This is a genomic window from Geodermatophilus sp. URMC 62 (assembly GCF_052931475.1).
This window is the reverse complement of sequence record NZ_JBRFHY010000001.1, coordinates 2,029,701-2,056,596: the sequence shown is the minus strand read 5'-3', so window position 1 is coordinate 2,056,596 and position 26,896 is coordinate 2,029,701. Positions and strand designations below refer to the sequence as shown.

Sequence of the window (26,896 nt, the reverse complement as noted above, 5' to 3'; positions counted from 1 at the left end):
CGCGGACGGGCAGGGCACGCGGCGGACGCGGCGCGTGCGGCATGCTGGCGCGACGGGGGTCCCGTGCCGAGCGGTGGTGCCGGCACCCGACCGTGGGAGCGAGCAGTGCACCCTGACGTCCGCCGCTGGCTGCGCCGGCGCACCTTCTCCGCCACCTCGTGGTCCGCCCCCGCCCTGGCCGAGGCCCGGCGCGCGCAGGGCACCACGGTCAGCGTGGTGCTCCCGGCGCTCGACGAGGAGGCCACCGTCGGGGCGATCGTCACCGCCATCCAGGAGACCCTGGTGCTGGGCGCGCCGCTGGTCGACGAGGTGGTCGTCGTCGACAGCGGGTCGGCCGACCGCACCGCCGCGGTCGCCGCGGCGGCCGGGGCCCGGGTCGTCGACGTCGCCACGGTCCTGCCCGCGCACGGCAGGGTGGCGGGCAAGGGCGAGGCGCTGTGGAAGGGGCTGGCGGCCACCACCGGCGACCTCGTGGTCTTCGTCGACGCCGACCTGGTCGGCTTCGACCCGCAGTTCGTCGTCGGCCTGCTCGGGCCGCTGCTCGGCGACCCGGACATCGGCTACGTCAAGGCGCTCTACGACCGCCCGCTGACCACCGCCGAGGGCGTCGTCCCCTCCGGCGGCGGCCGGGTCACCGAGCTGGTGGCCCGGCCGCTGCTCAACGCGTTCTGGCCGGAGCTGGCCGGGTTCGTCCAGCCGCTGTCGGGGGAGTACGCCGGCCGCCGCGAGCTGCTCGAGCAGGTGCCGTTCGTGTCCGGCTACGGCGTCGAGCTGGGCCTGCTGGTCGACCTGGCCGGGCTGGCCGGCGTCGACGCGCTGGCGCAGGTCGACCTCGGCACCCGCCGCCACAGCCACCAGTCCGACGCGGCGCTCGGCCGCATGGCCGGGCAGATCCTGCAGACGGCGCTGGTCCGCCGGCCCGGCGTCGCCGTCCCGGGCGCCCAGCTCGTGCAGTTCCTGCGCACCGCCGACGGCGTGGAGGCGGTGAGCTGGGACGTCGGCGTCACCGAACGACCACCGCTGCGCACCGTGCGGGCGGCCGAGGGCCGGCGCGGGAGCCGGCCGTGAGGCTGCTGATGGACGCCGGCCCCTGGCTGCCCGTCCCGCCGGAGGGCTACGGCGGCGTGGAGAACGTGGTCGCCACGCTGACCACCGAGCTGCGCGCCCGCGGGCACATCGTCGTCCTGGCCGCCTCCGGCGACTCGACGCTGCCCGCCGACGGCCTGGTCAGCGCCTTCCCCACCGGCCGCTTCGACTCCCTCGGCGCGCCCTACCCCCACGTCGTGGGGGTGGCGCACGCCCACGCGCTGGCCGTGGTGGACGCCGTGACCGCGGCCGCGCAGGCCGGGCGGCCCTACGACCTGGTGCACACCCACCTCGAGGTGGCCGGCCCGGCGCTGCTGGGCGCGCTGGGACCGGCCGGCCCGCCGGTGCTGCAGACCCTGCACTGGGACCTGCGCCGCAACGCCGAGTTCTACGAGCGCTTCGACGGGCGGGGCCGCGTCTTCTTCGCGGGCGTCTCCGCGAGCCAGGTGGCCCGCGGCCCGGCCCGGCTGCGCCGGCAGACGCTGGCCGCCGTCCCGCTGGCGGTGCCCGTCGACGGGCCGCCGCCGCTGCCGCGCGAGGACCGCGACGACGCCGTCCTCGTGCTGTCGCGGCTCTGCGAGCTCAAGGGCACCGACACCGCGGTGCGCGTCTGCCGCGCCGCGGGCGTCCCGCTGGTCCTGGCCGGCCCGGTCGGCCCGCTGCCTGACCGGGCCGCGCTGGACGCCGCCCTGGCCGTGCCGGGGCACCCGGCCCTGGCCCACCCCGACGTCGCGTGGTTCCTCGAGTGCGTCGACCCGCTGCTCGACGGGGAGCGGGCGCGCTGGGTGGGCAGCGTCAGCGGCGCGCGCAAGGCCGAGCTGCTGCGGCGCGCGCGGGCGGCGCTGTTCCCGGTCCGCTGGGAGGAGCCCGGCGGGACGGCGGTGTGCGAGGCGCTCGCCGCGGGGACGCCGGTGGTCGCCACGGCCCGCGGCTGCCTGCCCTCGCTGGTCGACGACGGCCGCACCGGGCTGCTGGCCGACGACGAGGCGGGCCTCCTCGCGGCGCTGGCCCGCATCGGCGGGATCGACCCGCGGGAGTGCGCGCGCGAGGCGCGGCGGCGGTTCGCCCCCGCGGTGATGGCCGGGGCCTACGAGGAGGTCTACGCCGAGGTGCTGCGGCGGGCGGGTCAGGGGCGCACGGGCCTGCCGGTGCGGGCGGACTCGGCGACCGCGACGGCCAGCCGGTGGGTGCGCAGCGCCTCGCCGTAGTCGACCAGCCCCTCGGCGCGGGCGCCGGTGACCAGCAGGTCGACGAAGGCCCGGTCCACGGCGGTGCGGGCGTCGACCGCGGGCTCGGAGTGCTCGGTACCGGCCGCCGTGGTCACCGTCAGCGACGTCTCGGTCAGCTCGACGGCCGCGCCGGCGCAGGACAGCTCGATGCCGGCGCGGGTCTTCGCCGGCTGCGGGCAGGCCGCGGTGAGCGTGCCGACCGCGCCGGAGGCGAACCGCAGCAGCGCGGCGGTCGCGTCGTCGACGTCTCGGCCCTCCGCCGATGACGGCGCCGCGACCGCCTGCACCTCCACGACCTCCCCGGCCAGCAGGCGGGCGAGGTCGAGCACGTGGGTGGCCTGCTCGACCACCTGGCCGCCGGACCGGCCGGCGCGCGCCCACCACGCCGGCGGCGGCACCCTGTCGAGCCAGGTGGCCGCGACCAGCCGCGGTGGGCTGGCGGCGCACACCGCGCGGGCGGTGGCGACGGTGTCCAGGTGCCGCCAGTGGTAGCCGGTCGCCGTCGGGACCCCGGCCGCGGCGACGGCGGCGGCGACCTCCTCGGCGACGGCGAGCCCGGCGCCCAGCGGCTTCTCCACGAACAGCGGCAGCCCGGCCCGCAGCACCGCCTGCTCCAGCTCGCCGTGGGCGAACGGCGGCACGCACAGCCAGACGGCGTCCGGGCCCGCGGCGAGCAGCCGGCCGACGTCGCCGACGGCGGGCACCCCGAGCTCGCCGGCCAGTGCGGCCGCGGCGGCGGGGACGGCGTCGGCCACGCCCACGAGCTCGACGCCGGCGAGGGCGCGCAGCGTGCGGCCGTGGCGGGCGCCCACCCCGCCGGCGCCGACGAGGCCGACCCGCAGGGTCACCGCAGCGGCGTGCCGTCGATGCCGGCGAGCAGGTCGCCGGGGGTGTCGAAGAGGGCCACGGCCCCGGCGTCGCGCAGCTCGTCGTCGCCGAAGCCGCCCGAGCGCACGACGACCGCGGGCATGCCGGCGTTCTTCGCCGCCTCCACGTCCCACACCGAGTCGCCCACCAGCACGCTGGCCGCGTCCTCGGGCTCCCCCAGCTTGCGCAGCGCCACCTGCAGCAGGTCCGGCGCCGGCTTGGTCGCCTCGACGTCGCCGCTCGTCGTCCAGGCCTGGGCGACGTCGCGGGCGTCGAGCAGGTCGAGGTAGTGGTCGACGTGGTGGGGCTTGCCCGAGCTGGCCAGCACCACCCGGTGCCCGCGCTCGCGCAGCCCGGCGAGCAGGTCACGGGCGCCGGGCAGGGGCGCGACCTCCCCGATCATCGGGTCGACCTCGGCCACCCAGCGCTCGCGCGCCTCGTCGCCGATCCGCTCCTCCAGCTCGTCCCCGCCGATCGCCGACACCAGCTGGTCACCGCCCATGCCGATGAGCCGGTGGATGCGCCAGACGGGGAAGGTCTCCCCCAGCGACCGGAACGCCCGGTACCAGGCCAGCGCGTGCTGGTAGTTGGTGTCGACGAGCGTGCCGTCGACGTCGAGGACCGCGACGAGGGGTGAGCTCACGCGGGGCCCTCTGCCCCGCGCCGATGCGGGCGAACCGCGCCCCGGACCGGCCGGCCCTCACGGGGCTGCGGCCGACGTCGTTCCGGATCCGTCGGGGCACGTACTCAGCGTTGCTAACCTCCCGACCGTGAGTGAGCAGTCCCGGCGGGCCCAGAAGAAGGCCCTCACCCGCGCACACGTCCGGGAGACGGCGCAGCGCCTGTTCGCCGAACGCGGCTTCGACGGCGTAACGATCGTCGACGTCGCGGCCGCGGCCGACGTGGCGGTGCAGACGGTCTTCAACCACTTCGCCACCAAGGAGGAGCTCTACTGGTCCGAGCGGACGCCGTGGGTGGTCGGCCCGGAGACCGCGGTCCGGGAGCGGCCGGCCGGGGTGCCGGCCCTCCGGGCCCTGCGTGAGCACCTGGTCGCGGCCGTCGCCGACCACGTCGAGGGGCTGGCCACCCCGGAGGGGCGCCGCCTCGTGACCGTGATGGGCTCCTCGCCGGGGCTGCAGTCCGCCGAGCGCGAGCTGGTCCACGAGACCGAGCGGCGGCTGCGGGCCGCGCTGCTGGAGGCCTGGACCGGTCGCGGCGCCGAGGAGCCGCGCCCGGTCCGCCCGGAGGTGACCGCCGGCCTGGTGGCGGCCACCTGGATCGCCACCACGCGGGTGCTGGTCACCGAGCCGCGCGACCCCCTGCCCGCCCCGGAGGACGTCCCGGGGCTGGCCGCGGCGGCCCGGGAGCTGGCCGCGCGGCTGTTCGTGCGCCTCGAGGCCGACGTGACGGAGCAGTTCGTCCGCGGCCGCCCCCCGGTCGCGGCGGAGGTGCTGCGGGCCTGCTGAGGAGTGCCGGGCGGGCCGGCCGCGGGCACGGGACGGGAGCGCACGCCCCTCGGGGCGCGCGCTCGGGGAGCCGGGCCACTCAGCGGCGGGCGGGCTCCGCGGCCGGGGCCACGATCGGCAGCAGGATGTCGTCGACCACCTGCTCGACGTGCTCGGCCACCATCGCGCCGTCGCCCGCGGCGGTCAGCCGCTGCCACCAGAAGGCCTCGAGCACCGAGCGGAGCAGGGCCAGCCGCTCGGCCAGCACCTCCTCGTCGCGGTCGGCCCAGCGCTTGCCGAGCTCGTCGACGGCCTCGGTGAGCGGGTGCACCAGCGCGGCGTCGAGCCCGGCCCGGAGGTCCTCGTCGTGCCGGGCGGCACCGACGATGCTGGCGACGGCGCGCTCCTCACGCGTCAGCGGCCGCCGCCAGGACGCGACCAGGGCGGTCAGGTCACCGCGCACCGACCCCTCGTCCTCGGGCACCCCGACCAGGGTGAAGCGCGCGACGGCCGAGCGCGCCAGTGCCGACATCGACGGCCAGCGCCGGTAGATGCCGGCCTTGCCCGCACGGGCACGGGCGGCGACGCGGTCGCTGTTGAGCCGTCCCCAGCCCTCCTCGGCGAGGATGTCGACGGCGACCGCGACCAGTTGCTCGGACAGCTCGGAGCTCAGCGGACGCCCCGGAGTGCCGCTCACGGGCCGGACCGTTCGTGCGTCATCAGGTTGTGCACACCCACATACTGACGCGTCATTGGAGTCACCACAACGATCCCGGCGCATCGTTCACTCCAGGGCTCACCACGGCCCCCGGTCTCAGGCACCCGCCGCGCTCTCGACGTGCACCTTCAGACCGGCGCCGTCGTCGGCGGTCCAGCCGCGGTCCCGGGCCGTCGCCAGCAGGCCCTCCCAGCGGCGGCCCCAGTCGTCCGCCCCGGCCGGCGACCCGGCCTGGGCCTCGGCGGCGGCCCGCAGCGCCGCGGCGTCCAGGACGCCGGACTCCCCGTCCTCCAGCCGTCCCAGGCCGGCCGCGCGCAGCGCCTCGTCGGCCTCCTCGTCGGTGACCTGCCCCAGGGCCAGGTGCAGCCGCGCGAGGTCGTCGACGTCGACCACCCGGACCTCCGGACGCTCGTCAGCGCCCGTCACCACCTCGACGATCATCGGAAGGACCCCCTTCTCCCCGTCACTCGCGAGCTCGCGCCGGGGCCCGGAAGGGGCCACGACGCCGGTACCGTCGGCGCAGATCGTGCCGGTCGTCAGACGTGCCAGGGGAACCGGGAGAAGTCGGGGTCGCGCTTCTCCAGGAAGGCGTCCCGCCCCTCCACGGCCTCCTCGGCCGCGTAGGCGAGCCGGGTGGTCTCCCCGGCGAACAGCTGCTGACCGACCAGGCCGTCGTCGATCAGGTTGAACGAGTACTTGAGCATCCGCTGCGCCGTCGGGCTCTTGGCCACGATCCGCCGTCCCCAGTCCAGCGCCGTGGCCTCCAGCTCGGTGTGCGGGACGACGCGGTTGACCATGCCCATGCGGTGCGCGTCGGCGGCGGAGTACTCCTCGCCGAGGAAGAAGACCTCGCGGGCGAACTTCTGGCCGACCTGCCGGGCGAGGTAGGCCGAGCCGAAACCGCCGTCGAAGCTGCCCACGTCGGCGTCGGTCTGCTTGAACCGCCCGTGCTCGGCGCTGGCCAGGGTGAGGTCGGAGACGACGTGCAGGCTGTGCCCGCCGCCGGCCGCCCAGCCGGGGACGACGCAGACGACGACCTTGGGCATGAACCGGATGAGCCGCTGCACCTCGAGCACGTGCAGCCGGCCGCTGGTGCGCCCCTTCTCGTGCTCGTAGCCGTGGCGCCCGCGCACGCGCTGGTCGCCGCCGGAGCAGAACGCCCAGCCGCCGTCGCGCGGGCTGGGCCCGTTGCCGGTGAGCAGCACGCAGCCGACGTCGGTGGACAGCCGGGCGTGTTCGAGGGCGGTGATCAGCTCGTCGACCGTCTGCGGGCGGAAGGCGTTGCGGACCTCGGGCCGGTCGAAGGCGATGCGCACGACGCCGGCGTCGACGGCGCGGTGGTAGGTGACGTCGGTGAACTCCAGGCCCTCGACGGGCCGCCACGCCGCGCTGTCGAAGATCTCCGAGACGTCGTCGCGGGCGCTCATGCCAGCAACCTAGCCGCGCCCGCCCCGACCGGCCTGGCCGCGCGGCAGGGGGCGATGGGCGGGTGCAGGGGGGCGGCGATGATCAGGGGACCTGATCGTGGCGCGTCCTCCCCCACGGTGCGCGGTGCGGGAGGACGCGCTGCGGTGAGGGAGGACGACGTCCGGTGCGGGAGGACGCCGGACCGCCGCCGGGCCCCGGGCCGCGGACGGACGGCGGTGGCGCGGGGCCGCCGGTAGCGTCGGGCGGGTGCCCGACGGCGCCGCCCTGCGCGTGGGCACCCTCAACCTGGCCTCCGGCCGCGGCCCCGACGGCCGGGTCCTGACGGCGTCCCGGCTGGCCGACGCGGTCGAGGGCCTCGACGTCGACGTGCTCGCCCTCCAGGAGGTCGACGCCGGCCAGCCCCGGTCCGGCGGCACCGACCAGGCCGCCGTCCTCGCCGGCGCGCTGGGCGGGGCCGACTGGCGCGCCGCCGCCACGCTCACCGGCACCCCGAGCCCCTTCCGCGGCACCTGGACCGCCGCCGACCCCGCCGCGCTGCGCGGGCCGGGCACCCCGGTCACGGCGCCGGCCTACGGCATCGCGCTGGTCAGCCGCCGTCCGGTCCGGGGGTGGGCGTCGCTCGGGCTGGGCACCGGGCGGGCGCGGCTGCCGGTGCGGGCGCCCGACCCGCGCACCGGGCGGCCGCGGCTGTGGTGGGTCCCCGACGAGCCGCGGATCGCCGTCGCCGCCTGCCTCGACGGGCTCACCGTGGTGTCCACCCACCTGTCGTTCTCCCCGCCCACGGCGATCCGGCAGCTGCGGCGGCTGCGACGGTGGGCGGCGTCGCTGCCCGGCCCGGTGGTGCTGGCCGGCGACCTCAATCTGCCCGGCGGGCTGCCGGCGCGGCTGGCGCGGGGCACCCGGCTGGTGAGCGAGGCCAGCTTCCCGGCGGGCGCGCCGCGCACCCAGCTCGACCACCTGCTCGCCCTCGACGACGCGCTGGCCGGGACCGGTGCCGCCGCGCACGACCTGCCGGTGGGCGACCACCGGGCGCTGACGGTGACGGTCAGGCCGCCGGCGACGCGGTGAGCAGGGGCCGGAGCCGGTCCATCGACGCGGCCAGGCCCGGGTGCAGGGTCACCTGGTGCAGCCCGGCCAGCGGCACCCAGGCCACCCCGGTGCTCTCGCCGTCCAGCCGCAGCTTGGCGGGGTCGAGCGGGCCGGCCGGGCGGGCCAGCACGGTGGTGTAGGCCCAGCCGCCGTGGTCGTCGACCGAGCGGGTGCCGAGCAGGAGGGCCGCGGCGGGCAGCCCCAGCTCCTCCTCGACCTCCCGCAGCGCCCCCTGCTCGGGCGACTCCCCGAGGTGCAGTGCGCCGCCCGGGGTCCCCCAGGTGCCGCCGTGGTGCGACCACAGCGCCCGGTGCTGCAGCAGGAGCTCGGGGCCGTCGTCGCCGTCGCGGTGCACCAGCAGGCCGGCGGCGCCCGCGCGGCCCCAGTGCCGGTGACCGAGGTCGCAGGTCGTCCAGCCGTCGGTGGGGGTCAGCCCGCTGGTCAGCACCCGACCAGTGAACCGCAATCGCCCCGCGAGCCGCCGGATCCCGACTGGCAGGGTCGGCCGCGGAGCAGCAGCCGAGGAACGGAGGGTCCGTGACCACCACGACGACGATGGCCGAGGTCTCCGGCCTGGTGGGGCAGGAGCTGGGCACCAGCGACTGGTTCGAGGTGACCCAGGACCGGGTCGACACCTTCGCCGACGCCACGGGCGACCACCAGTGGATCCACGTCGACGTCGAGCGGGCGAAGGCCGAGAGCCCTTCGGCGGGCCGATCGCGCACGGCTACCTCACGCTCTCGCTGCTGGTGCCGCTGTTCGCGCAGGTCCTCGTGGTCTCCGACACCGCGATGGGCGTCAACTACGGCCTGAACAGGGTCCGCTTCCCCTCGCCGGTGCCGGTGGGTTCGCGGGTGCGGCTGACCGCCACGCTGAAGGACGTCGAGCAGGTCACCGGCGGGCTGCAGCTGACCTTCTCCGCCGTCATCGGGCGCGAGGGCAGCGAGAAGCCGGCCTGCATCGCCGAGCCGGTGCACCGCTACCACGGCGGCTGAGGGAGGACCCTCCTGCGGGGGCGGCCGAGCAGCGGGGTGCCTACGGTGCCCGCATGCGGATCGCCGTCTTCACCGGCAGCCGGCCGGGACCCGGCACCCACCGGGAGGCGGCCGCGGCGCTGGCCACCGGGCTGGCCGAGGCCGGGGTCGGGGTCGTCTACGGCGGCGGGCACGTCGGGCTGATGGGCACCGTCGCCGACGCCGCGCTGGCCGCCAAGGGCGAGGTGGTCGGGGTCATCCCGCAGCACCTGTTCGACGACGAGGTCGCTCACCCCGGGCTGTCGCAGCTGGAGGTCGTGGGCTCCATGCACGAGCGCAAGGCCCGGATGGCCGAGCTCGCCGACGCCTTCGTCGCGCTGCCCGGCGCCGCGGGCACCCTCGAGGAGCTGTTCGAGGCCTGGACCTGGGGCATGCTCGGCCTGCACGCCAAGCCGGTGGCGTTGCTCGACGTCGACGGGTTCTGGCAGCCGCTGCTCGGCCAGCTGCGGCGGATGGCCGACGACGGCTACCTCGAGCAGCGCCGGCTCGACGCGCTCGGCGTGGTGACCGACGCCGCGGGCCTGCTCGGCTTCGTCGCCGGCTACCAGCACCCGCCGCGCAAGTGGGCCGACGGAGCCCCGCCCCGCCCCTGACCGCTACGGCGACCCGGCCCCCTGCTCCTCGGTCAGGCCGAGCAGGGCGGTGCGGACGGCGGTGCGCTGGTCGGCGAGCACCCGCAGCAGGACCTCGCGCTCGTCGGTGGACGCGGACACGGGCGGCTCCTCTCGGCTGGTGCCGGCACCCTGCGCCCGGGCACCGACAGGACCGGGCCGGCGGCCCCGGCTGGCCGCCCGCCGGGCGGCTGCCTAGCGTCGCCGTCGTGGAGCGCTGGGACGTCGTGGTCGTCGGCGGCGGCCCGGCGGGGGCGGCCGCGGCGCTGTCCGCCCGCCGCGGCGGGGCCTCCGTGCTCGTGCTCGACCGGGCGGACTTCCCGCGCGACAAGGTCTGCGGCGACGGCATCGCCCCCGAGGCGCTCGACGTGCTGGCCGGCCTCGGCGTCGACGTCGCGGCGCTCACCGTCGGCTACCCGCCCGCACCCAGGCTCTCGCTGCGCTCGCCCGGCGGGGTGACGGTCGAGCGGGCCACCTCCCGGCCGTCGTCGGTGGTGCCGCGGGAGGTGTTCGACGCCCGCCTGCTGGCCGCCGCGCTCGACCGCGGCGTGCGGTTCCGCCGGCACGCCGTCCGCGCGGTGACCGCGGGGCCCGACGGCGTCGACGTCGACGGGGTGCTGCGGGCCGGGGTGCTGGTGGGGGCCGACGGCGCGGAGTCCGTCGTCCGCCGGGCGCTGGGCCTGCCCCGCAACCGCGACGACCGGATGGCCGTGGCGCTGCGCGGCTACTCGCCGGAGCTGCCCGGGCAGGCCGGCACGCAGGTGCTGGTGACCACCGAGCAGCGCTGGCCGGCCTACGCCTGGTCGTTCCCGCTCGGCGACGGGCGGGCCAACGTCGGCTACGGCGAGCTGGTCAGCGGCGGCGCCACCCGCGCGGCGCTGGTCGAGGGGCTGCACCGGCTGCTGCCCGGTGTGGCACCGGAGGGCCTGCGCGCGCACCGGCTGCCGCTGTCGACCGGCCGCCCGCGCCAGCCCGACGGGCGGGTGCTGCTCGCCGGCGACGCCGCGTCGCTGATCAACCCGATGACCGGCGAGGGGATCTTCTACGCCGTCCTGTCGGGGGCGCTGGCCGGGTGGGCCGCGATCGCCGGGGCCGGTGCGGGTGCCGCGCACCGGCGGGCGCTGCGGCGGCGGCTGGGCGCCCACCACCGGTCGGCCTCGGCCGCGTCGTGGGTGAGCCGGTGGCCGCGGGTGATGGACGCCGCCTTCCGTGCCGCCGCGGCCGACCAGGCGGTGTTCGACGACGTCGTCGCCCTCGGCCTGGCCGACGGCCGGCTCACCGCCCGCACCCTCGCCGCGGCGGCCCGCACGCTGCGCTGACGTCAGCGCTGCGCTGAGGTCGACGCTGCGCTGGCGTCAACGCTGCGCTGAGGTCAACGCTGCGCGGGGAGCACGTGGTCGCCGACGCGGTCGGTGGACAGGCACAGCGAGCAGACGTGCGCACCGTGGGTGGGGCAGGTGGCCATGTCGGGCCGCTCGTAGTCCTGCTGGCACACGTGGCAGGTCAGGACGGCGTCCGAGGGGTTGCCGCGCTCGTCGAGCATCGGGAGGTCGATGCCGTCGTCGGTGCGGCGCAGGTACCAGCGGCCCCGGGTGGCCACGGCCAGCAGCGGCGGCAGCACGAACGCCAGGCCGATGGCGACCAGCGGCGAGAACGGCTGCAGCGTGGCGCCCAGCCCGCCGAAGAAGCAGGCGATCGAGACCCCGGCGGCCACCAGCATGGAGACGAAGCCGACCGGGTTGACCGCGTAGAGCATGCCGCGGCGGAACTCCGGCTGCTTCGGCGAGAGGCCGAGCAGGTACTTGTTGACGGCGATGTCGGTGGCCACGACGACGATCCAGGCGATGCCGCAGTTGGCGTAGAAGCCGAGGATCGTGTTGAGGAAGGCGAACATGTCCGCCTCCATCAGCACGAGCGCGACGGCCAGGTTGACCCCGAGGAACACCAGCCGGCCCGGGTAGCGCCCGGTGACCCGCGTGACGCTGTTGGTCCAGGCCAGCGAGCCGGAGTAGGCGTTGGTGACGTTGATCTTCACCTGGCTGATCACCACGAGGACGACGGCCAGGGTCAGCGCCAGCCAGGCCGGCATCAGGTCACGGTAGATCTCCAGGAACTGGTGCACCGGCTGGTTGGCCACCGCGGCGCCGTCGGCGACGGTCGCGATGACCCAGACGGCGAGGAACAGGCCGATGACCTGCTTGACCGCGCCGAACAGCACCCAGCCCGGCCCGGCCAGCAGCACCGCCGTCCACCAGCGGCGACGGTTCTCCGGCGTCTTCGGCGGCATGAAGCGCAGGTAGTCGATCTGCTCGGCGATCTGCGCGATGAGCGACAGGCAGACCCCGGCGGCCAGCAGCACCGAGCCGACGTCGGGCGTGCCGGTGCCGTCCTCGCCCCGGTAGGCGAAGAAGGCCGACACCGACTCCGGGTGGCTGATCAGCAGGTAGGCGAAGGGCACCACCATCAGGACCAGCCACAGCGGCGTCGTCCACACCTGCAGGGTGGACAGCGCCTTCATGCCGTAGACGACCAGCGGGAAGACGACCAGCGTGGAGACGGCGTAGCCGAGCCACAGCGGGACGCCGAGGCCCAGCCGCAGGCCCTGGGCCATGATCGAGCCCTCGAGGGCGAAGAAGATGAAGGTGAACGTCGCGAAGACGACGTTGGTGACCACCGAGCCGTAGTAGCCGAAGCCGCTGCCCCGGGTGATCAGGTCCAGGTCGAGGTTGTAGCGAGCGGCGTAGTAGGCCAGCGGGAAGCCGGTCAGGATCACGACGACGGCGAAGACGGCGATGCCCCACAGCGCGTTCGTCGTCCCGTAGCTGATGCCGATGTTGGCGCCGATGGCGAAGTCGGCGAGGTAGGCGATGCCGCCCAGGGCCGAGACCGCGACGACGCCGGTCGACCAGCGCCGGTAGCTGCGCGGGGCGAACCGGAGCGTGTAGTCCTCGAGGGTCTCGCGGGTCGCGGCGTCGGGTGAGGGTGTCCCGCGCCCGGCCGCCGGCACCGCTGCGGTGGTGGTGGTGGTGGTGCTCTCGTCGAGCTCGCTCTGGGTCACGCGTCTCCCCCGTGGGCCGTCCTGGACGTCCCGGCGAGCCTGACGACGCCGTGTTGCCCCCCGATGACCTCCCTGTTGACTCGGTGTTGTGACCGGTGTGTCGCCCGACGGCGGCCGCGGACACTTCGCGGCCGACTGCGATCAACCTCACCCCCGGGCGGCCGATGTACAGGGTGCACAGCCTCTGTCGCGCGTCCTGCTGGGAGCGTCCTGTGAGCGTCAAGACCCGCCTCGTGGTCAGCATCGTCACCGTCCTCACCGTCACCCTGGCGGGGCTGGTGGCCGTGATCGCCACCCTCGCCACCGGCCAGGCGCAGCGGGACGGCCTGCGCAACGCCACGGCGGTGGCGGTCGAGCAGGCCGACCAGGTCGAGGCCACCCTCGGCCGGCAGCGCCGCACCGCCGAGTCCCTGGCGCAGGCACTGGCCGCCCAGACCGAGGGCCGGCGGGGCGAGCGCCCCTACGCCGACGCCCTGCTCAAGCGGCTGCTCGCCGCCGACCCCGCGCTGGTCGGGGCCTGGACGGCCTTCGAGCCGCAGGCCTTCGACGGGTCCGACCAGGCCTTCGCCGGCACGGCGGGCACCGACGCGAGCGGCCGTTACGTCCCCTACTGGTACCGCGACGGCGGCACGATCGCGGTGACCGCCCTCGTCGACTACGAGACCCCCGGCGCGGGCGACTACTACCTGCTCCCGCGGGACACCGGCCGGTCGGTGGCGATCGAGCCCTACCTCTACGAGGTGGCCGGCGAGCAGGTCCTCATCACCTCGCTGGCCACCCCCGTCACCGTCGGCGGCCGGGCGATCGGCGTCGCCGGCGTCGACGTGCCGCTGGCCGCGATCCAGGAGCAGGTGGGCGCCATCCGCCCGTACGACGTCGGCTCCGCGAGCCTGGTGTCGTCGCAGGGGCTGGTGGTCGGCAGCAACCGGCCGGGGGACGAGGCCGGTTCCGCCGTCGCGGGCCCGGAGGCCGAGATCGCCGCGGCCGCCGTGGAGCGCGGCGAGGTCGTGCAGCGCACCCTCGACGGCGACCAGGGCCGCACCGTCTCCGTGGCCGCGCCGATCGAGGTCGGGAACGGGCAGTACTGGGCGGTGCTGATCGAGATCCCGGAGGACGCGATCCTCACCGACGCCCACCGGCTGCGGACGACGATCCTCGTCGGCGCGCTGATCACCCTCCTGTTCGCCGCCGGCGCCACCCTGCTCGTCGCGCGCCGCACCGTCGCGCCGCTGGACGCGCTGCGCTCGCGGATGGAGGAGATCGCCGACGGCGACGGTGACCTGACCGCCCGGGTGGACGAGACCCGCACGGACGAGATCGGCCGGCTCGGCGCGGCGTTCAACCGCTTCGTGGCCAAGGTGGCCGAGACGGTGACGGGCATCGGCCGGGCATCGGGGTCGCTGGTGGAGCTCTCGGCGGGCATGTCCGGCGTCTCCGGGCGGCTCGCGGGGTCGGTCGAGCAGACCAGCGCGCAGGCCCAGCAGGTGTCGGCCGTCGCCGAGCAGCTCTCGCGCAACGTGCAGACCGTCGCCGCCGGGGCCGAGGAGATGGGCGTGAGCATCCGCGAGATCGCCTCGAACGCCTCCGAGGCGGCCCGGATCGCCGACGAGGCGGTGGGTGTCGCCCAGTCGACCAAGCAGACCGTGGCCCGGCTCGGCGACTCGTCCCGGGCCATCGGCGAGGTGGTGCGGGTGATCACGGGCATCGCCGAGCAGACCAACCTGCTGGCCCTCAACGCCACCATCGAGGCCGCCCGCGCCGGCGAGGCGGGCAAGGGCTTCGCCGTGGTGGCCACCGAGGTGAAGGACCTCGCGCAGGAGACGGCGAAGGCCACCGAGGACATCACCCGCCGGATCCAGGCCATCCAGGGCGACACCGACAGCGCCGTGGCCGCGATCGCCCGCATCGACGAGGTCGTCACCCGGATCAGCGACTACCAGACGACGATCGCCAGCGCCGTCGAGGAGCAGACCGCGACCACCAGCGAGATGTCGCGCGGGGTCACCGAGGCCGCCCAGGGCACCGGGTCGATCGCCGACGCCGTCGTCACCGTCTCGACGGTGAGCACCGAGACCGAACAGGACGCCCTGCAGGCGCGGTCGGCCGCCGACGGGGTGGCCGAGGTGACCGCCGAGCTCTCCCGGCTGGTGTCGCAGTTCAGGGTCTGACGACGCCGCCCGGGGAGCACCGGAGGGCGGGACGGAGCGGAGGGCGTGGGATTCGAACCCACGATGGGTGTGACCCCATAGCGGTTTTCAAGACCGCCGCACTAGGCCGCTATGCGAGCCCTCCCAGCAGGCGATTTGCCGCCTGACCTGCATCTCTGCCGCTTGACCATGCGACCGGCACTACTCGCAGGAGGCCCCTGGAGACCCCTTTGTGCCGCTGCATGTTGCACGGATGTTGCACGCGAGCGCCATGCTACGGATGCTCCCGGACCGGCGGTGAGCCAGTCGCCCGCCACAGCAGTGAGGACACTTCGGGACTGCAGAGCTCCGGCGGTGACGGACCGGCGCGGCGTGGATGGGCTACAGCCCCCGGCGGTGCAGCAGGTAGCCGAGGGCCGCCACGGCCGGCACGAGGGTCGCGGGAACCAGGTTGAGCGGCACGCCGGCCACGCGCGGTAGGTGCCCGGGCTCGTCCTCGACCGCGGTGCCGGGCGTGGCCAGCGCGCCGAAGAAGGGCGCCCACGCGACCGCCGGCAGCAGCGCGGCGGTCCTGGCCGCCAGGTCCTGCTCGGCGGTGGAGGACGCCGGTCGCCACAGCAGCCACAGCGCGAGCAGTTGGGCGCCGGCGACCGTGCCCCAGCCGGCGGCGCCGTGGAAGCGGGCGTGCGGGGGCCAGTCCGGGTTGAACACATGGGTGGCGTTGAGGTCCGCGCGCGCCGTGCCCACGATCGTGCCGACCGCGGCGCCGGTGAGCACCAGCCGACTCGTCCTCATCGCTCCTCCTCGCTCCGCGTCGCCACCTCCGAGTGGGGGCTGCGGGCGCGGCCTTCGGTGCCGCCCTCATCGTGGCCCACCACGGGCGGGCGAGGATGCGGGCAGGCTGCCGATGCCGCGCCCCACCGAGGAGCGACGGCCTGCTGCATCAGCGTCGGGTCTGCCGAACCTGTGACACCAGGGGGCGGACGGCCTCGCACCCAGATGCCGACAGGTGGGACGCTCGCACCTCCTCGGGGGACGGTCATCCAGCATCGGCACGCCGGGGGACGTGGCGGCGCGATCGGTCAGCGTTGGCTGTTCCGCTCGACGGCCACTCCTGGACCGATTGCGGACTCGGCGGCACGGCCGGACGTCACGGCCAAGTGCATGGTGACCGCGGCACGCCGCGCTGGTAACCGGGTCCTCGGCGCATCTCCTCCGCCCGGCGCTTCCTCGTCCCGCATGAGCGGGGGCGGACGTGGGCCTGACCCTTCAGTCGCTGGGCACCCTGAAGTCCCTCAGCGTCGCCGCGCCCGGCCCGACGGCGGCGAAGGACACGGCGAGGTCGAACACCGCCACACCCCCGGCCGGGAACCCGGACTCGACGCCACGTCGGGCCTCCGGATCGCTCCGACCGTCGTCGAGGACGCCCGTCAGCTCACCGATCGAGGGGTTGTGCCCGACGACGGCCACCGACGCCACGTGCTCGGGGGTCTCCCGGATAGCCGCGAGCAGCGCATCGACGGTGTTGTCGCCGATCCGCGCGTCGCCGATCGCCTGCACTCTCGATGAGACTGCAGCGCCGGCCTGCTCCCAGGTCTGCACCGCGCGGCGGGCAGGGGACACCAGCACCCGCTCAGGAACCAGACCGGCGTGCTCCAGCCAGGCCCCGAGCGCCGCAGCCTGCTGGACGCCTTCGGCAGTCAGTGGCCGCTCCAGGTCGACCGGGCCGCCGGCAGCCCTGGCATGGCGGATCAGCAGGAGTCGACGCGGCGGCACCGGCCGAGTCTGGCACCCATCCACGCGTCGCTCAGCCGGTGACGGGGCGCACGTCAGAGCTTCGGCCGCCGGGCGCGGCCGTCCGGCATCCATCGACACGGCGATGCCGGGGATCTACGCGAGCTCCGCCGCCTTCAAGCTCGAGACACCTTCCGAGCTGGCCGTGCCGGTTCGATCCCGGCCACCCGCTCCACGCCCAACCGCAGGTCAGCCGTCTGCGAGGCCTTAGGCGCGTTATGTGGGTTGGGTTACGCCAGCCTGAGGTCGGTGGAATGAACGCGTAGCAGGGTGTGCGCGGCGATGGTGGCGGCGGTGCGGGTCAGCAGGCCCCAGAAGGTGTGGGCGCCGTGGCGGGCCAGCTCCATCCGGTCGGTGAGCTCGCCGAAGGTGACCTCGATGTGGTTGCGCCAGCGGGCGATCACCTGGCGCAGGGCGCTGGGCATGTTCGGGCGCTGGGCCTTGGTGGGCGGGGTGAGCACGGCGGTGCCGCGGGCGGCGCAGGCGGCGGTGAAGGCCCGACCGGTGAAGCCCTTGTCGACCAGCAGGTCACGCGGTGCTGGCCCGGCGGCGAGCAGATCGGTCGCGACGTCGCGTTCGTTGACCGCGGCGGGCACGATGCTCCAGGCGCGCACCAGCCGCGATCCCAGATCGGTGCGGACGGCCAGCCGGAAGCCGTAGAACCACTCTCCGTGCGCGCCGTCGCGGCCGAAGCCGGCGACCAGCTCGTGCGGGCCGACCCAGCCATCGGGGCCGCGGACCCGGGAAGGGTGCTTGACCGGCAGCGCGCTGGTGTCGATCTGGGCGCAGTCATCGAGCGGGCACCGGGCCACCAGCGCGGCGCGCAGCTGCTCGAAGGCCGCCCACAGCCAGCGGATGCGCCGGTTGGCCTCCGACTGGTGGGGCAGCCGGGGAAACAGGTGCGCGAAGTCGCGGGCGACCTCGGCGAGGAACCCGGCTTCGCTGCGCCGGCCCAGCAGATGGCGCACCAGCGCGATGGTGAGCAGTTCGGCGTCGCTGCAGGCCGGCGCCGGACCCGGCCGCACCGGAATGGTCACTTCTGCGGCGGCGATGGCGTCGTCGACGAGCACGTAGACGTGGACGAGGAGGTTCTCGGTGGGCAGCATGAGAGGCGCCTCTGCGGACGAGGGGTCTTCGACAACCGCCACGTTCCGCAGAGGCGCCCTCATGTCAAGCCATCAGTTGCCGCGGGCAACCCACATAACGCGCCTTAGGAGAGGGTCTGGAGGAGCCACCGGAGGGCCCGTTTGAACCCTTTCATGACCCCGGGACCGCTGCAGGTTCGGTTGACGATGGTCGGGACCGATCATGCTGCGGCAGTGGTCGGGCTGGTGAAGGCGAGTTCGTACTCGACCGGGGTGAGCTTGCCGAGTGCGCGCTGCCGGCGGCGCCGGTTGTAGGTGTGTTCGATGCAGAGCACGACTGCGTTGTGGAGCTCGTCGCGGGTGCGCCAGCGTCGCCGGTCGAGGACGTTCTTCTGCAGCAGGGCCCGGAAGGACTCCATCACGGCGTAGTCCCCGGCGGCGGCGACTCGACCCATCGAGCCCTGCAACCCGGCGGCGGCCAGGACCGCGCGGAAGGTCCGGGCACAAGACTGCGACCCGTGGTCGGAGTGCACCACGACGACTCCGGTGGGTCGGCGCCGGGCGACCGCGGTGCGCAGCGCGGTGACGGCCAGCTGCGCGGTCATCCGCTCGTCGAGGGCGTAGCCCACGATCCGGTTGCTGAACAGGTCCTTGATCGCGCAGCAGTAGATCTTTCCCTCGGCGGTCGGGTGCTCGGTGATGTCGGTGACCCACACCTGATGGGTCGTGGCGGCGGTGAAGTCCCGCTGTAGGTGGTCGTCGTGCACGGCCGGGCCGGGCAGCTTTCCGCTGCCTCGGCGGCCCTTGCGCACCGTGGCCGACCACAGCCGCTGCTGCGAGCACAGCCGCCAGACCTGACGCTCCCCAGCGATGAGGCCGGCGCGTTGCAGTTCATCGGCCAGGAACCGGTAGCCGAACTCCGGATCGTCGCCGTGGGCGTCGATGAGGGCGTTGATCAGACGGGCGTCCTCGAGATCGCGCCGGTCGATCGGTGCAGCGCGCCAGGCGTAGCAGGCCTGCGGGCTGGAGCCGAGCACCCCGCAGGTCAGCCGCACCGGGATGCCTTCGGCGGCCAGGTCATGGACCAGCGGGTAGCTCATCGTGGGAGCGAGTCCTGCGCGAAGTAGGCCGCGGCCCGGCGCAGCACCTCGTTCTCCATCTCCAGCCGGCGCAGCGTGCGGCGCAGCTGCACCAGCTCGGAGTGCTCGCTGCTGGTCTGCCCGTCCACCACGCCGTCATCGATGTGGGCCTGGCGGACCCAACGGCGCACCGGCTCCACCGAGATGTCGACGTCGGCAGCGACCTCGGCCTGACTCAGGTCCCCTCGTCGAGCGACCCGCACGACGTCACGCTTGGACTCCGGCGGGAACTTCCGGCACAGCGACATCCTCTCCGCGGGACCTCGTCCCACAGAAGCGGTGTCAACCCGAGCCGCAGCAGTCCCGACCGATCTCCAGCATCCCGGCGGTCGTATCGCGCTGACGGCCTTCGTGCACGGACGTCGCGGCGATGAGTTCTGCCTGGCCCGCGAGTCCAAGCTGCCGCCCACCACAACACCTCCGCCTGAGGGGATCGCCGTGATGATCGAGGGTGATCACACCGAGCAGGGGATCGGGCCCAGCGCTCCGCGGCCTCACCCGCAGCTGCGCGAACTCGACGTGCTGGAAGGCACCTGGCGGATCGAGGGCCACGACCTCGATGGCAGCTCGCCCTTCACGGGCATGGTGACCCGACGCTGGCTTCCGGGCGGCCACTTCCTCGTGCAGGAGACGAGGATCGACGGCGACGAGCACGAAGGCGCCGAGTACATCGGCTACGACCACGCCCAGCAGATGCTGCGCTCCATGTTCTTCAGCCACGAGGGACCGGGCCCGTTCTGCTCGTTCGCGCTCGAGTACTTCTGGCAGATCGAGGGGGACGACCTCACCATCTGGCACGGGTCCAAGGACTCCCCAGCCCGCTTCCGCGGCACGATCGACCGCAACGCCGGCACGATCGAGGGGCGGTGGGAGTGGCCCGGCGGCGGCTACCAGGCCACCGCGACCCGCCTCGACGCGCCAGTGACAGCGCATGGGGACGATGAGTCGCCGTCCCGGACCGAGTCGGATCCAACATGACGACCGGAGTGATCGACCCGAGGTACGGCGATGCATCGGCGGCCCCGCCACCGTGGGCCGCCATCGAGCGCTTGCTGATGGATGCGCAGCTCTACTGGATCATCACCGTCCGTGCCGACGGTCGTCCGCACGCGGTGCCGCTGGTGGGCGTCTGGCAGGACGGCGCGTTCGCGTTCTGCACGGGCCCCGACGAGCAGAAGCAGCGCAACCTGGACGTCAACGCGCACGTTGCGGTGACGACCGGGAGCACGGGGGCGAACGGCTGGAACAGCGGGAAGGACGTCGTGGTCGAGGGCACCGCGGTGCGTGTGACGGATGCGGAGGAGTTGCGGACGCTGGCTACGGCCTGGTTCGCCAAGTACGGCGACGACTGGAAGTTCGACGTCCGCGGCCAGGAATTCGTCGAGCTGAGCGACTCCGGTGGGAGCACGCACGGCGGCGCATGGGTGTACCGGGTCGCCCCGGACAAGGTCATCGCCTTCGGCGACGGGCACGGCCAGACGACCTACCGCTTCTGACAGCGGTCTTCAGGTGGCTTGGTGGGTGGAGTAGCCGGCATGGGCGAACCAGCCAGCGGCGTCGGTGGCGGTGACCGCGGCCAGCGCCACGGCGATGGCCGCGTCCAGGGCCGCGCGGGTGCGCGCGCCGGCGGCTTTCACCAGGGCCTTGATCTTGCTGAAAGCCTCCTCCACCGGAGAGAAGTCCGGCGAGTAGGCCGGCAGGAACACCAGCCGGCATCCCGCGGCCTCGACCAGCGCGCGCATCCGCTCAGGCTTGTGCGCGCCGACGTTGTCGACCACCACCACCTGCCCGGGCCGCAGCGCCGGCAGCAGCACCTGCTGCAGATAGGCGGCGAACACCGCCGCGGTCGTGCCGCCCTCCACCGTCATCGCCGGGCTCATGCCCGACAGCGCCAGCCCGGTGATCAACGTGGTCACCGGCCCGCGGTTGCGCGGCACCGCCCCGACCGCCCGGGTGCCCCGCGGAGCGCGGGCCCGGCGGCGGGTCATCGAAATGTGCGTGCCGCACTCATCGACGAACACCAGCCGGGCCGCGTCGGTGGTAGCCACCTCGCGATGCCACCGGGCGCGCGCGGTCTCGTCGCGCTCGGTGGCGCTCAGGCTTTTGACTTCAGCGGCCGGCCCGGCCGCCGCCGCCGTCCGCGCGGCGTCAGCGCCTGATCGGGATCGTCGGCCGGCAGGGCGGCGATCGCCCGCGACATCGTCGCCGCCGACACCACCACGCCCCGCTGGCTGGCGAAGGCGCTGACATGCTCGGCCAGGGTGGCATCGGCCGCCGCGCCCAGCCTATCCGGCAGCCAGGCCTGCAGCTGCTGCCTCTTCTCCGGCACCGGCCCGTGCCGCTGCGCGGTCGGGGCCAGACTGCCGATGTTCCGCCGCCGGGCCAGGTATCGGCCCACGGTGTTCACCGACACCCGGAAGGTCACTGCCGCCTGCTCCTGGGTCATCCCGCCATCGACTGCGGCAACGACCCGCTCACGCAGATCCATCGAGTACGCCCGCATGCCTCAGGCCTACTCCACCAAGCAACCAGCACACCGCTGTGAGTCACGGCGGAGGGCGCTCCTGTTGACCGCACTGATCGGGAGTCGTACGGAGTGCCTCAGCCTCCGGATCGGCTGGTGCGGCCCCACACGCGCGGGTGTCTCGAAGGAGGCCGCTCAGGGCGACGCGGGGGCAAGTCGGCGGGAACCGAGTTCAGTACGATGCCGCCTCCTGCTGGTGCGCCGGTCCTCGAGGATCCCAAGAAGCAGGAGGACCACGTCGAGGGCGAGAGTCCCGCGTTCCACCACCGAGGATCGGATGGCCAACTGCACGGAGAGCGGCCGGAACAACCCGGGCGTGCGTCCGGGCATCCCGATCGGCGAGCGACTGCCGCCGCTACGGCAATGGCGGCCTCGGTCGACTCAGCCCAGCTCGCTCCACTTCTCCACCGCGCGCGGCAGACCGGACGCGATCACGACGTCGCCGCTCCTGAGAACGGTCTCCCCGGTGCAGTGCGTGAAGGCGCTGCCAGGGCGCTTCACTCCCACGATCGTCACTCCGTGCCCGGAGCGCACTCCGGTCTCCGCCAGCGGCTTGCCGAGCATCGTGGTCGGGGGGGCCGTCTTGACCATCGCGTAGTCGGGCTCGAACTGTATGAAGTCGAGCATGCAACCCATGACCAGGTGTGCCACCCGGCGGCCCATGTCGTTCTCGGGGTAGACGACGTGGTCGACGCCGAGCTGCTCGAGAATGCGCCCGTGCGCCGAGCTGATCGCCTTGGCCCAGACGTTGTCAACGCCCAAGGTCTTGAGCAGGGACGTTGTGAGCAGGTTGGACTCGATGCTGGTCCCGATGCCGACGACCGCCCGTTCGAACTCCTGGATGCCCAGCTGCCGCAGCGCGTCCTCGTGGGTGCTGTCGGCGCGCACGCAGTGCGTCAACTTGGTGCTCATGTCCTGCACTGTCCGCTCGCTGGAGTCCACGCCGAGGACCTGGACGTCGGACGCCATGAGTTCGAGCGCCACCGCGCTGCCGAAGCGACCCAGGCCCAGGACGGCGACGGTCTCGTCGCCGCGTGACCCGTTCTGTCTGCCGAGAGAGAAGCGCTCAGGCATGTTGGTTCCCCTCGTGGTGGTCGTGTCAGCCGATTATCGGGCGCTCCTGCGGGAATTCGTAGAGACGGGGACGTGCCCGCAGGGCCAGCGCCGACGCCAGCGTGATGGGCCCCAGGCGTCCGGTGAACATGAGCACGACGAGCAACAGGGTGCCGGGCGTTCCGAGGTCGCCGGTGATCCCGGTCGACAACCCCACCGTCGCGAACGCCGAGATGACCTCGAACAGCACCTGATCGAGTGAGAACGGCGTGAGCACCATCAGCGCGCCTGTGCCGCCGAAGACGCCCGCTACCGCGAGCAGTGCGACGGTCAGCGCCTGCCGCTGGGCATCGGACGGGATGTGACGGTGAAAGGCGACGACACTGCGGTCCGCGCGGATCTCGGTGAGGATGACGAAGAACAGCACGGTGAAGGTCGTGACTTTGATCCCGCCCGCTGTGCCGGCGCTGCCACCTCCGATGAACATGAGCACGTCGGTCAGCAGCAGGGACTCGGCGTGCAGCTCACCCGTCGGCACGGAGTGCAGTCCCCCGCTGCGCGGCATCACAGCGAGGAAGAAGCCGGCAAGCGCCTTGCCGCCCACGCCGAGCGGGCCGAGCGTGGCGGGATTGCTCCACTCGAGCGCCAGGAACGCGAGCGTTCCGGCGGCGAGGAGGACCGACGTCGCGAGCGCCACGATCTTGGTGTGCATGGTCCACCGGCGCGGGCTCCGCCACAGCCGGTAGAGCTCGAACATCACTGGAAAGCCCAGTCCGCCCGCGATGACGAGCAGGCACACGGTGAGGGTCACCACCGGGTCGGTGACGAAGCGGATAAGGCCGTCGCTGAAGAGTGCGAACCCCCCGTTGTTGAACGCCGAGACGGAGTGGAAGAGCCCGAGCCACAATGCGCGGCCCACCGGCTCGTCGTGGGCAGTGGCGAACCGGACACTGAGCACCACCGCGCCGGCAGCCTCGAAGAGCAGGCTGGTGCGCGCGACGCCGACGAGGACGCGCCGGACGTCGCCGATTCCGAGCATCTTGGTCTCGGCCGCCGTGGTCAGCCGCATCCGCAGCCCCAGCCGGTGCGACACGAGCAGGCCGAGCAACGTCGCCAACGACATGATGCCGAAGCCACCGATCTGGATCAGCAGCAGGACCACGACGTGACCGAACCCGGACCAGTAGGTGGCCGTGTCGACCGTGTTGAGGCCCGTGACCGTGACCGCGGACGTCGCGGTGAACAGCGCGTCGACGACCGGCGCACCGCCGGGGTCGGCCCGGGACACCGGCAGGAGCAACAGCAGGGTGCCTACCGCTACCGCCACCGCGAAGGCGAGGACGACGACCTGCGCAGGGCGCGCGGGTCGAGGCAGGTGAAGCAGGCGGGGCCTCAAGAGGAGCTCCGGCGCGGCACGCGAAGAGTATGCGTGGAGGCCGGCCCCCGCTGACCCCATATGCACAGGTCAGCGGGCGACGGACGAGTCGGCCTGTTCGCCGGGAACTGCGCTGCTCCAGTGTCCCTGGGTGGGCCGCTTGAGGACACAGGCGCGTAGCACTCGCTGCTGCTCGCAGTGCTCACTCCGGTAGGCGACAGCTACCCCTCTCTCGCGTTGTTCGAGCCAGCCCCGGTACGCGACCGACCGACCGAGCGGGCGGGTACCCGGCGCCCCTGTCGTTCGGTGACGGAGGTGCGCCACACCGCCAGCATCCCGACCGCGTCCTGTTCACCGACCGCACCGACGGCGTCAAGCAGGCAACCGTCGTTGCCCGATACGACGCGGGCCGCCGCAGCATCCGACCGATCAATGCATGGGAGGAGCCATGACCGAGCCAGGTCCCGGCGCCACCGACCGCGAGCTCGCCGACCACTACGACGCCCACCACGCCGACGCGCAGTGGGGCGAGCCGACACGGCTGCCCGCCGACCGGACCGCTGACCGCCTCGACGTGACCATCTCGGTGCGCTTCAGTGCAGCCGAGATCGCTGCCGTCCGTGCCCGAGCTGAAGCCGCCGGAGTCAAGCCGACGACCTACATCCGCCGCTGTGCCCTGGCGGACGGAGCGCCTCCCCTGGATCGCGGGCAGGTGTCCCGGCTGGTCGACAACCTCTCCCGCGACCTCGACGACCTCCGCAGAGCGACCGGCTGATCCGCCCGCACGCGCCGCGCCGGCGCTGAACTGGAGAACCTCGCGAGAAGATGTCCGCACGAGGCGATGGGCTTCTCGTCACCCACAGCGCGGCCGATGAGCTCGTGGCTCCCGGCCGGTCAGAGCTCGTGACACCCGAGGAAAGGACCGGCCATGTCGGAGCTTCTCGTCGACTTCATCACCTCCCTCGACGGCTACGCATCGGGAGAGGGATGGCCCGGGTTCTGGGGCCTGGAGGGCCCGGAGTACCTCGCCTGGCTCGGCGAGCAGCCCGAGGCCACCTACCTGATGGGAGCCAACACCTACCGCCTCATGTCGGGCTTCGCCGCCGGCGAGGTCCCGGAGGGCCAAGCCGAGTTCAGGCCCGAGGAAGTGGCGTCCGTCGACGAGCTCACGCAAGCGTCCAAGGTGGTGTTCTCCTCCTCACTCGAGGAGCCGCTGACGTGGGCCAACTGCACGCTCGTCCGCGGCGACGCCGTCGAGGCGGTCCGCGCCATGAAGGAGAACGGCTCGGGGCTCCTCAGCACGATCGGCAGCCTCAGCCTGTGCCGGTCCCTGCTCCGAGCCGGACTCGTCGACCGCTTCCGGGTCGGGATGTTCCCGGTGATCACCGGGGCCACGGGCGAAGAACGCATCTACGACGGCTATCCGGACGTCGCCCTCGAGATGATCGAGCGCCGCACCTTCGACGGCCGCATCCTGCTGGCCGAGTACAGGCCCCGCGTGCTGGAGCACCCGCCGCTCGGCGCCCCTGCGTGACGTCCCCCCGTCCGCCGGTGGGACGACCGGCCAGCCCGTCGACCGTGACCTACCTGCTGAACCTCTGAGCCACACGACGAAGACCGGCCCCAGCACCGCCACGGCTGCTGCGGGACGTGTCGCTGCCGCCGGCCCACGGACATCCCCCAGGAGGGCCTCCCACCGGCCAGCAGTGACGATCCGGAGCCCCCCGCTCCGTCGACGGTCCCGGATCCGATGTTGCACATGTGTTGCACGCCGCCCCGTCGAGCCACTCAAACAAGACTCTGAGCTGCGGTTATGCGCAGCCCCGAGTGGTTTCGAGACCGCCGCGCTAGGCCGCTATGCGCGCCCTCCCAGCAGGCGATTCGCCGCCTGACGTCGTCGCGAGTGCCGGGGCCGCCCGCTCCCCCGCCAGGGCTCCCCTGCCCACCGGCGGGCCCCGTCGGTTGTGAAGCCCCAGGACGAGGTCGCACCCACCATCGGATTGACGAGGTGAGCCACGATGAGCGGCCGCGAGGGGTCACCCATCGTCCGACCCCGCTCGATGGCCGACGCGATCGATCGAGGACCCGCGAGGACACGAGACCGTGCTCCCGATCACTCGCGGATCGACGATCCTGCAGGTTGACCTCGACGCTGCAGTTGCACCTTCCCTCTTGCGCAAGGTGTAATACCTCACAGCAGCCCTTCTTGGCGCCAGGCGGTCGAGGAAGACCCGACAACGAGGCGGAGTGCCATGCAGACCACCACCCTCGACGAGCGTGCGATCCGCGAGGCCGTGACGATGACCGAGGCGATCGACGCCGTCCGGCGCGGCTTCATCGACCTCGCCCGCGGAGAGTTCGAGATGCCCACCCGCACCGCGTTGCGGAACGGGCAGTTCCTGGTCATGTCGGCTCATCACCGGTCCACCGCGTCCGCCATGATCAAGACGCTGAGCGTGAACTTCGAGCGCAAGCCCGCCATCTCGGGCACCGTGGTCTGGAGCGAGATCGGCCGCCTGGACCACCTGGTCGCCGATGCCGGAGCGGTGACGACGCTGCGCACCGGCGCGGCCGTTGGCGTTGCCACCGATCTGCTCGCCGCTCCTGAGGCCGCTCGGCTGACCGTGATCGGTGCGGGCGGACAAGCTCCCGATCAGGTCCGCGCTGTCCACGCGGTCCGACCGCTGCGCCGGCTGACAGTGGTGGACACCGACGAGCGACGCGCTCACGCCCTCGTCGACGGACTCGCACCCGAGTTGGCAGGGGTGGAGCTCCGCGCGGCGACCGACCCGGAGTCAGCCGTCCGAGAGGCCGAGATCGTCTGCTGCGCGACCAACGCGACCAGCCCGCTCTTCCCTGAGTCGGCGCTGCCGGCCCACGTGCACGTCAACGCCATCGGCGCCTACCGCCCCACGATGCGAGAACTCCCTGACGAGCTGCTCGCCACGAGCACCGTTGTCGTCGATGAGATGCAGGCGATCCTCGAGGAGTCCGGCGAGATCATCCATGCCTTGGAGGCCGGTGCCATCACCCAAGACGCTCTCACGGAGCTCGGCGCGGCGCTGACCGCCACCTCCGCCGAATACGGCAAGCGGACCGTGTTCAAGACCGTCGGCGTCGCCGTGCAGGACTGGGCGATCGCCCACCTCCTGGCCGACAAGTTCCTCCCCTGAGTCGGCTGCCAGGATCCACTGCTCGAGGTGCTCGCCGATGG

The 26,896-nt window shown here is 73.7% G+C and carries 28 protein-coding genes, 1 tRNA gene and 1 pseudogene; 14 read left to right on the top strand and 16 right to left on the bottom strand.

Annotated features, from left to right (window positions below; translation table 11 throughout):
- Positions 1-105 precede the first annotated feature (105 nt).
- Both ACU616_RS09895 and ACU616_RS09890 read left to right on the top strand, forming a co-directional pair.
- Positions 106-1,068 (top strand): glucosyl-3-phosphoglycerate synthase, encoded by a 963-nt coding sequence (locus ACU616_RS09895; protein ID WP_446758292.1) that lies wholly within the window; start codon positions 106-108, stop codon positions 1,066-1,068.
- Positions 1,065-2,294: a glycosyltransferase gene (locus tag ACU616_RS09890; RefSeq protein WP_446758291.1), complete on the top strand. Its 1,230-nt coding sequence runs from the start codon at positions 1,065-1,067 to the stop codon at positions 2,292-2,294. The genes ACU616_RS09895 and ACU616_RS09890 overlap by 4 nt, the downstream gene beginning before the upstream one ends.
- On the opposite strand, the gene ACU616_RS09885 is transcribed toward ACU616_RS09890, so the two are convergent.
- Together ACU616_RS09885 and ACU616_RS09880 are read right to left on the bottom strand one after the other, a co-directional pair.
- Complete coding sequence (locus ACU616_RS09885) at positions 2,213-3,163, bottom strand: Gfo/Idh/MocA family protein (protein WP_446758290.1); 951 nt, start codon at positions 3,161-3,163, stop codon at positions 2,213-2,215. The genes ACU616_RS09890 and ACU616_RS09885 overlap by 82 nt on opposite strands.
- On the bottom strand, positions 3,160-3,825 hold the full coding sequence (locus tag ACU616_RS09880) for an HAD family hydrolase (RefSeq protein ID WP_446758289.1): 666 nt from the start codon (positions 3,823-3,825) through the stop codon (positions 3,160-3,162). Before ACU616_RS09880 ends, ACU616_RS09885 begins: the two co-directional genes overlap by 4 nt.
- Positions 3,826-3,952: 127 nt before the next feature.
- On the opposite strand from ACU616_RS09880, the gene ACU616_RS09875 reads away from it, so the two are divergent.
- On the top strand, positions 3,953-4,648 hold the full coding sequence (locus ACU616_RS09875; RefSeq protein ID WP_446758288.1) for a TetR/AcrR family transcriptional regulator: 696 nt from the start codon (positions 3,953-3,955) through the stop codon (positions 4,646-4,648).
- Between the two features lie 79 nt (positions 4,649-4,727).
- On the opposite strand, the gene ACU616_RS09870 is transcribed toward ACU616_RS09875, so the two are convergent.
- From ACU616_RS09870 to ACU616_RS09860, 3 genes are all read right to left on the bottom strand, one after another.
- Complete coding sequence (locus tag ACU616_RS09870; protein WP_446758287.1) at positions 4,728-5,324, bottom strand: TetR-like C-terminal domain-containing protein; 597 nt, start codon at positions 5,322-5,324, stop codon at positions 4,728-4,730.
- A gap of 117 nt (positions 5,325-5,441) precedes the next feature.
- Positions 5,442-5,786, bottom strand: a complete 345-nt coding sequence (locus ACU616_RS09865; protein WP_446758286.1) for a hypothetical protein — start codon at positions 5,784-5,786, stop codon at positions 5,442-5,444.
- Between the two features lie 95 nt (positions 5,787-5,881).
- The gene (locus ACU616_RS09860) at positions 5,882-6,772 is read right to left on the bottom strand and encodes a 1,4-dihydroxy-2-naphthoyl-CoA synthase (RefSeq protein ID WP_446758285.1); all 891 of its coding nucleotides are present in this window, start codon (positions 6,770-6,772) and stop codon (positions 5,882-5,884) included.
- 247 nt (positions 6,773-7,019) lie between these two features.
- On the opposite strand from ACU616_RS09860, the gene ACU616_RS09855 reads away from it, so the two are divergent.
- Positions 7,020-7,841, top strand: a complete 822-nt coding sequence (locus ACU616_RS09855) for an endonuclease/exonuclease/phosphatase family protein (RefSeq protein ID WP_446758284.1) — start codon at positions 7,020-7,022, stop codon at positions 7,839-7,841.
- Here ACU616_RS09855 and ACU616_RS09850 read toward each other — a convergent pair.
- On the bottom strand, positions 7,819-8,310 hold the full coding sequence (locus ACU616_RS09850; RefSeq protein ID WP_446758283.1) for an NUDIX domain-containing protein: 492 nt from the start codon (positions 8,308-8,310) through the stop codon (positions 7,819-7,821). The genes ACU616_RS09855 and ACU616_RS09850 overlap by 23 nt on opposite strands.
- A gap of 107 nt (positions 8,311-8,417) precedes the next feature.
- On the opposite strand from ACU616_RS09850, the pseudogene ACU616_RS09845 reads away from it, so the two are divergent.
- The 4 genes and pseudogenes from ACU616_RS09845 to ACU616_RS09830 all read left to right on the top strand — a co-directional run.
- Positions 8,418-8,501, top strand: a pseudogene (locus ACU616_RS09845) (dehydratase); the annotation flags it as partial.
- 23 nt (positions 8,502-8,524) lie between these two features.
- Positions 8,525-8,857, top strand: a complete 333-nt coding sequence (locus ACU616_RS09840; RefSeq protein WP_446758282.1) for a MaoC/PaaZ C-terminal domain-containing protein — start codon at positions 8,525-8,527, stop codon at positions 8,855-8,857.
- A 53-nt stretch (positions 8,858-8,910) separates the two neighbouring features.
- Positions 8,911-9,489 carry an LOG family protein gene (locus ACU616_RS09835; RefSeq protein ID WP_446758281.1) on the top strand — a complete coding sequence of 193 codons (579 nt, stop codon included), beginning with the start codon at positions 8,911-8,913 and terminating at the stop codon, positions 9,487-9,489.
- A gap of 227 nt (positions 9,490-9,716) precedes the next feature.
- Positions 9,717-10,826 (top strand): NAD(P)/FAD-dependent oxidoreductase, encoded by a 1,110-nt coding sequence (locus ACU616_RS09830; RefSeq protein WP_446758280.1) that lies wholly within the window; start codon positions 9,717-9,719, stop codon positions 10,824-10,826.
- Positions 10,827-10,879: 53 nt separating this feature from the next.
- Here the strand turns inward: ACU616_RS09830 and ACU616_RS09825 are convergent, their stop codons facing one another.
- Positions 10,880-12,565, bottom strand: a complete 1,686-nt coding sequence (locus ACU616_RS09825; protein ID WP_446758279.1) for a purine-cytosine permease family protein — start codon at positions 12,563-12,565, stop codon at positions 10,880-10,882.
- A gap of 212 nt (positions 12,566-12,777) precedes the next feature.
- On the opposite strand from ACU616_RS09825, the gene ACU616_RS09820 reads away from it, so the two are divergent.
- On the top strand, positions 12,778-14,733 hold the full coding sequence (locus ACU616_RS09820) for a methyl-accepting chemotaxis protein (RefSeq protein WP_446758278.1): 1,956 nt from the start codon (positions 12,778-12,780) through the stop codon (positions 14,731-14,733).
- Between the two features lie 37 nt (positions 14,734-14,770).
- Here ACU616_RS09820 and ACU616_RS09815 read toward each other — a convergent pair.
- From ACU616_RS09815 to ACU616_RS09795, 5 genes are all read right to left on the bottom strand, one after another.
- Positions 14,771-14,857, bottom strand: a tRNA-Ser gene (locus ACU616_RS09815).
- A 236-nt stretch (positions 14,858-15,093) separates the two neighbouring features.
- Positions 15,094-15,507: a DUF6640 family protein gene (locus tag ACU616_RS09810; RefSeq protein ID WP_446758277.1), complete on the bottom strand. Its 414-nt coding sequence runs from the start codon at positions 15,505-15,507 to the stop codon at positions 15,094-15,096.
- Between the two features lie 474 nt (positions 15,508-15,981).
- Positions 15,982-16,581, bottom strand: a complete 600-nt coding sequence (locus ACU616_RS09805; protein ID WP_446761468.1) for a SixA phosphatase family protein — start codon at positions 16,579-16,581, stop codon at positions 15,982-15,984.
- 155 nt (positions 16,582-16,736) lie between these two features.
- Positions 16,737-17,612, bottom strand: coding sequence for a transposase (locus ACU616_RS09800; protein ID WP_446757353.1), 876 nt, complete (start codon positions 17,610-17,612; stop codon positions 16,737-16,739).
- 200 nt (positions 17,613-17,812) lie between these two features.
- Positions 17,813-18,972 (bottom strand): IS3 family transposase gene (locus ACU616_RS09795; RefSeq protein ID WP_446761467.1). Its coding sequence is split into 2 segments (ribosomal slippage): positions 17,813-18,699 and positions 18,699-18,972, totalling 1,161 coding nucleotides; the frame shifts between segments, so codons are not numbered across the junction.
- A gap of 37 nt (positions 18,973-19,009) precedes the next feature.
- On the opposite strand from ACU616_RS09795, the gene ACU616_RS09790 reads away from it, so the two are divergent.
- Together ACU616_RS09790 and ACU616_RS09785 are read left to right on the top strand one after the other, a co-directional pair.
- The gene (locus tag ACU616_RS09790; protein WP_446758276.1) at positions 19,010-19,708 is read left to right on the top strand and encodes a hypothetical protein; all 699 of its coding nucleotides are present in this window, start codon (positions 19,010-19,012) and stop codon (positions 19,706-19,708) included.
- A complete protein-coding gene (locus ACU616_RS09785) occupies positions 19,705-20,226 on the top strand; it encodes a pyridoxamine 5'-phosphate oxidase family protein (RefSeq protein WP_446758275.1) in 522 nt (173 codons plus the stop codon). The genes ACU616_RS09790 and ACU616_RS09785 overlap by 4 nt, the downstream gene beginning before the upstream one ends.
- A gap of 9 nt (positions 20,227-20,235) precedes the next feature.
- On the opposite strand, the gene ACU616_RS09780 is transcribed toward ACU616_RS09785, so the two are convergent.
- From ACU616_RS09780 to ACU616_RS09765, 4 genes are all read right to left on the bottom strand, one after another.
- Complete coding sequence (locus ACU616_RS09780; protein WP_446761457.1) at positions 20,236-20,829, bottom strand: IS630 family transposase; 594 nt, start codon at positions 20,827-20,829, stop codon at positions 20,236-20,238.
- A complete protein-coding gene (locus ACU616_RS09775) occupies positions 20,826-21,218 on the bottom strand; it encodes a hypothetical protein (RefSeq protein WP_446761466.1) in 393 nt (130 codons plus the stop codon). Before ACU616_RS09775 ends, ACU616_RS09780 begins: the two co-directional genes overlap by 4 nt.
- A 417-nt stretch (positions 21,219-21,635) precedes the next feature.
- Positions 21,636-22,328 carry a potassium channel family protein gene (locus ACU616_RS09770; RefSeq protein ID WP_446758274.1) on the bottom strand — a complete coding sequence of 231 codons (693 nt, stop codon included), beginning with the start codon at positions 22,326-22,328 and terminating at the stop codon, positions 21,636-21,638.
- 25 nt (positions 22,329-22,353) lie between these two features.
- Positions 22,354-23,703 (bottom strand): TrkH family potassium uptake protein, encoded by a 1,350-nt coding sequence (locus ACU616_RS09765; RefSeq protein WP_446758273.1) that lies wholly within the window; start codon positions 23,701-23,703, stop codon positions 22,354-22,356.
- A gap of 427 nt (positions 23,704-24,130) precedes the next feature.
- Here ACU616_RS09765 and ACU616_RS09760 point away from each other — a divergent pair, with 427 nt between their 5' ends.
- From ACU616_RS09760 to ACU616_RS09750, 3 genes are all read left to right on the top strand, one after another.
- Positions 24,131-24,457, top strand: coding sequence for a plasmid mobilization protein (locus ACU616_RS09760; protein WP_446758272.1), 327 nt, complete (start codon positions 24,131-24,133; stop codon positions 24,455-24,457).
- Positions 24,458-24,610: 153 nt separating this feature from the next.
- Entirely contained in the window at positions 24,611-25,216 is a 606-nt protein-coding gene (locus ACU616_RS09755; RefSeq protein ID WP_446758271.1) for a dihydrofolate reductase family protein, read from the top strand.
- 718 nt (positions 25,217-25,934) lie between these two features.
- Positions 25,935-26,855 carry an ornithine cyclodeaminase family protein gene (locus ACU616_RS09750; protein WP_446758270.1) on the top strand — a complete coding sequence of 307 codons (921 nt, stop codon included), beginning with the start codon at positions 25,935-25,937 and terminating at the stop codon, positions 26,853-26,855.
- Positions 26,856-26,896 lie beyond the last annotated feature (41 nt).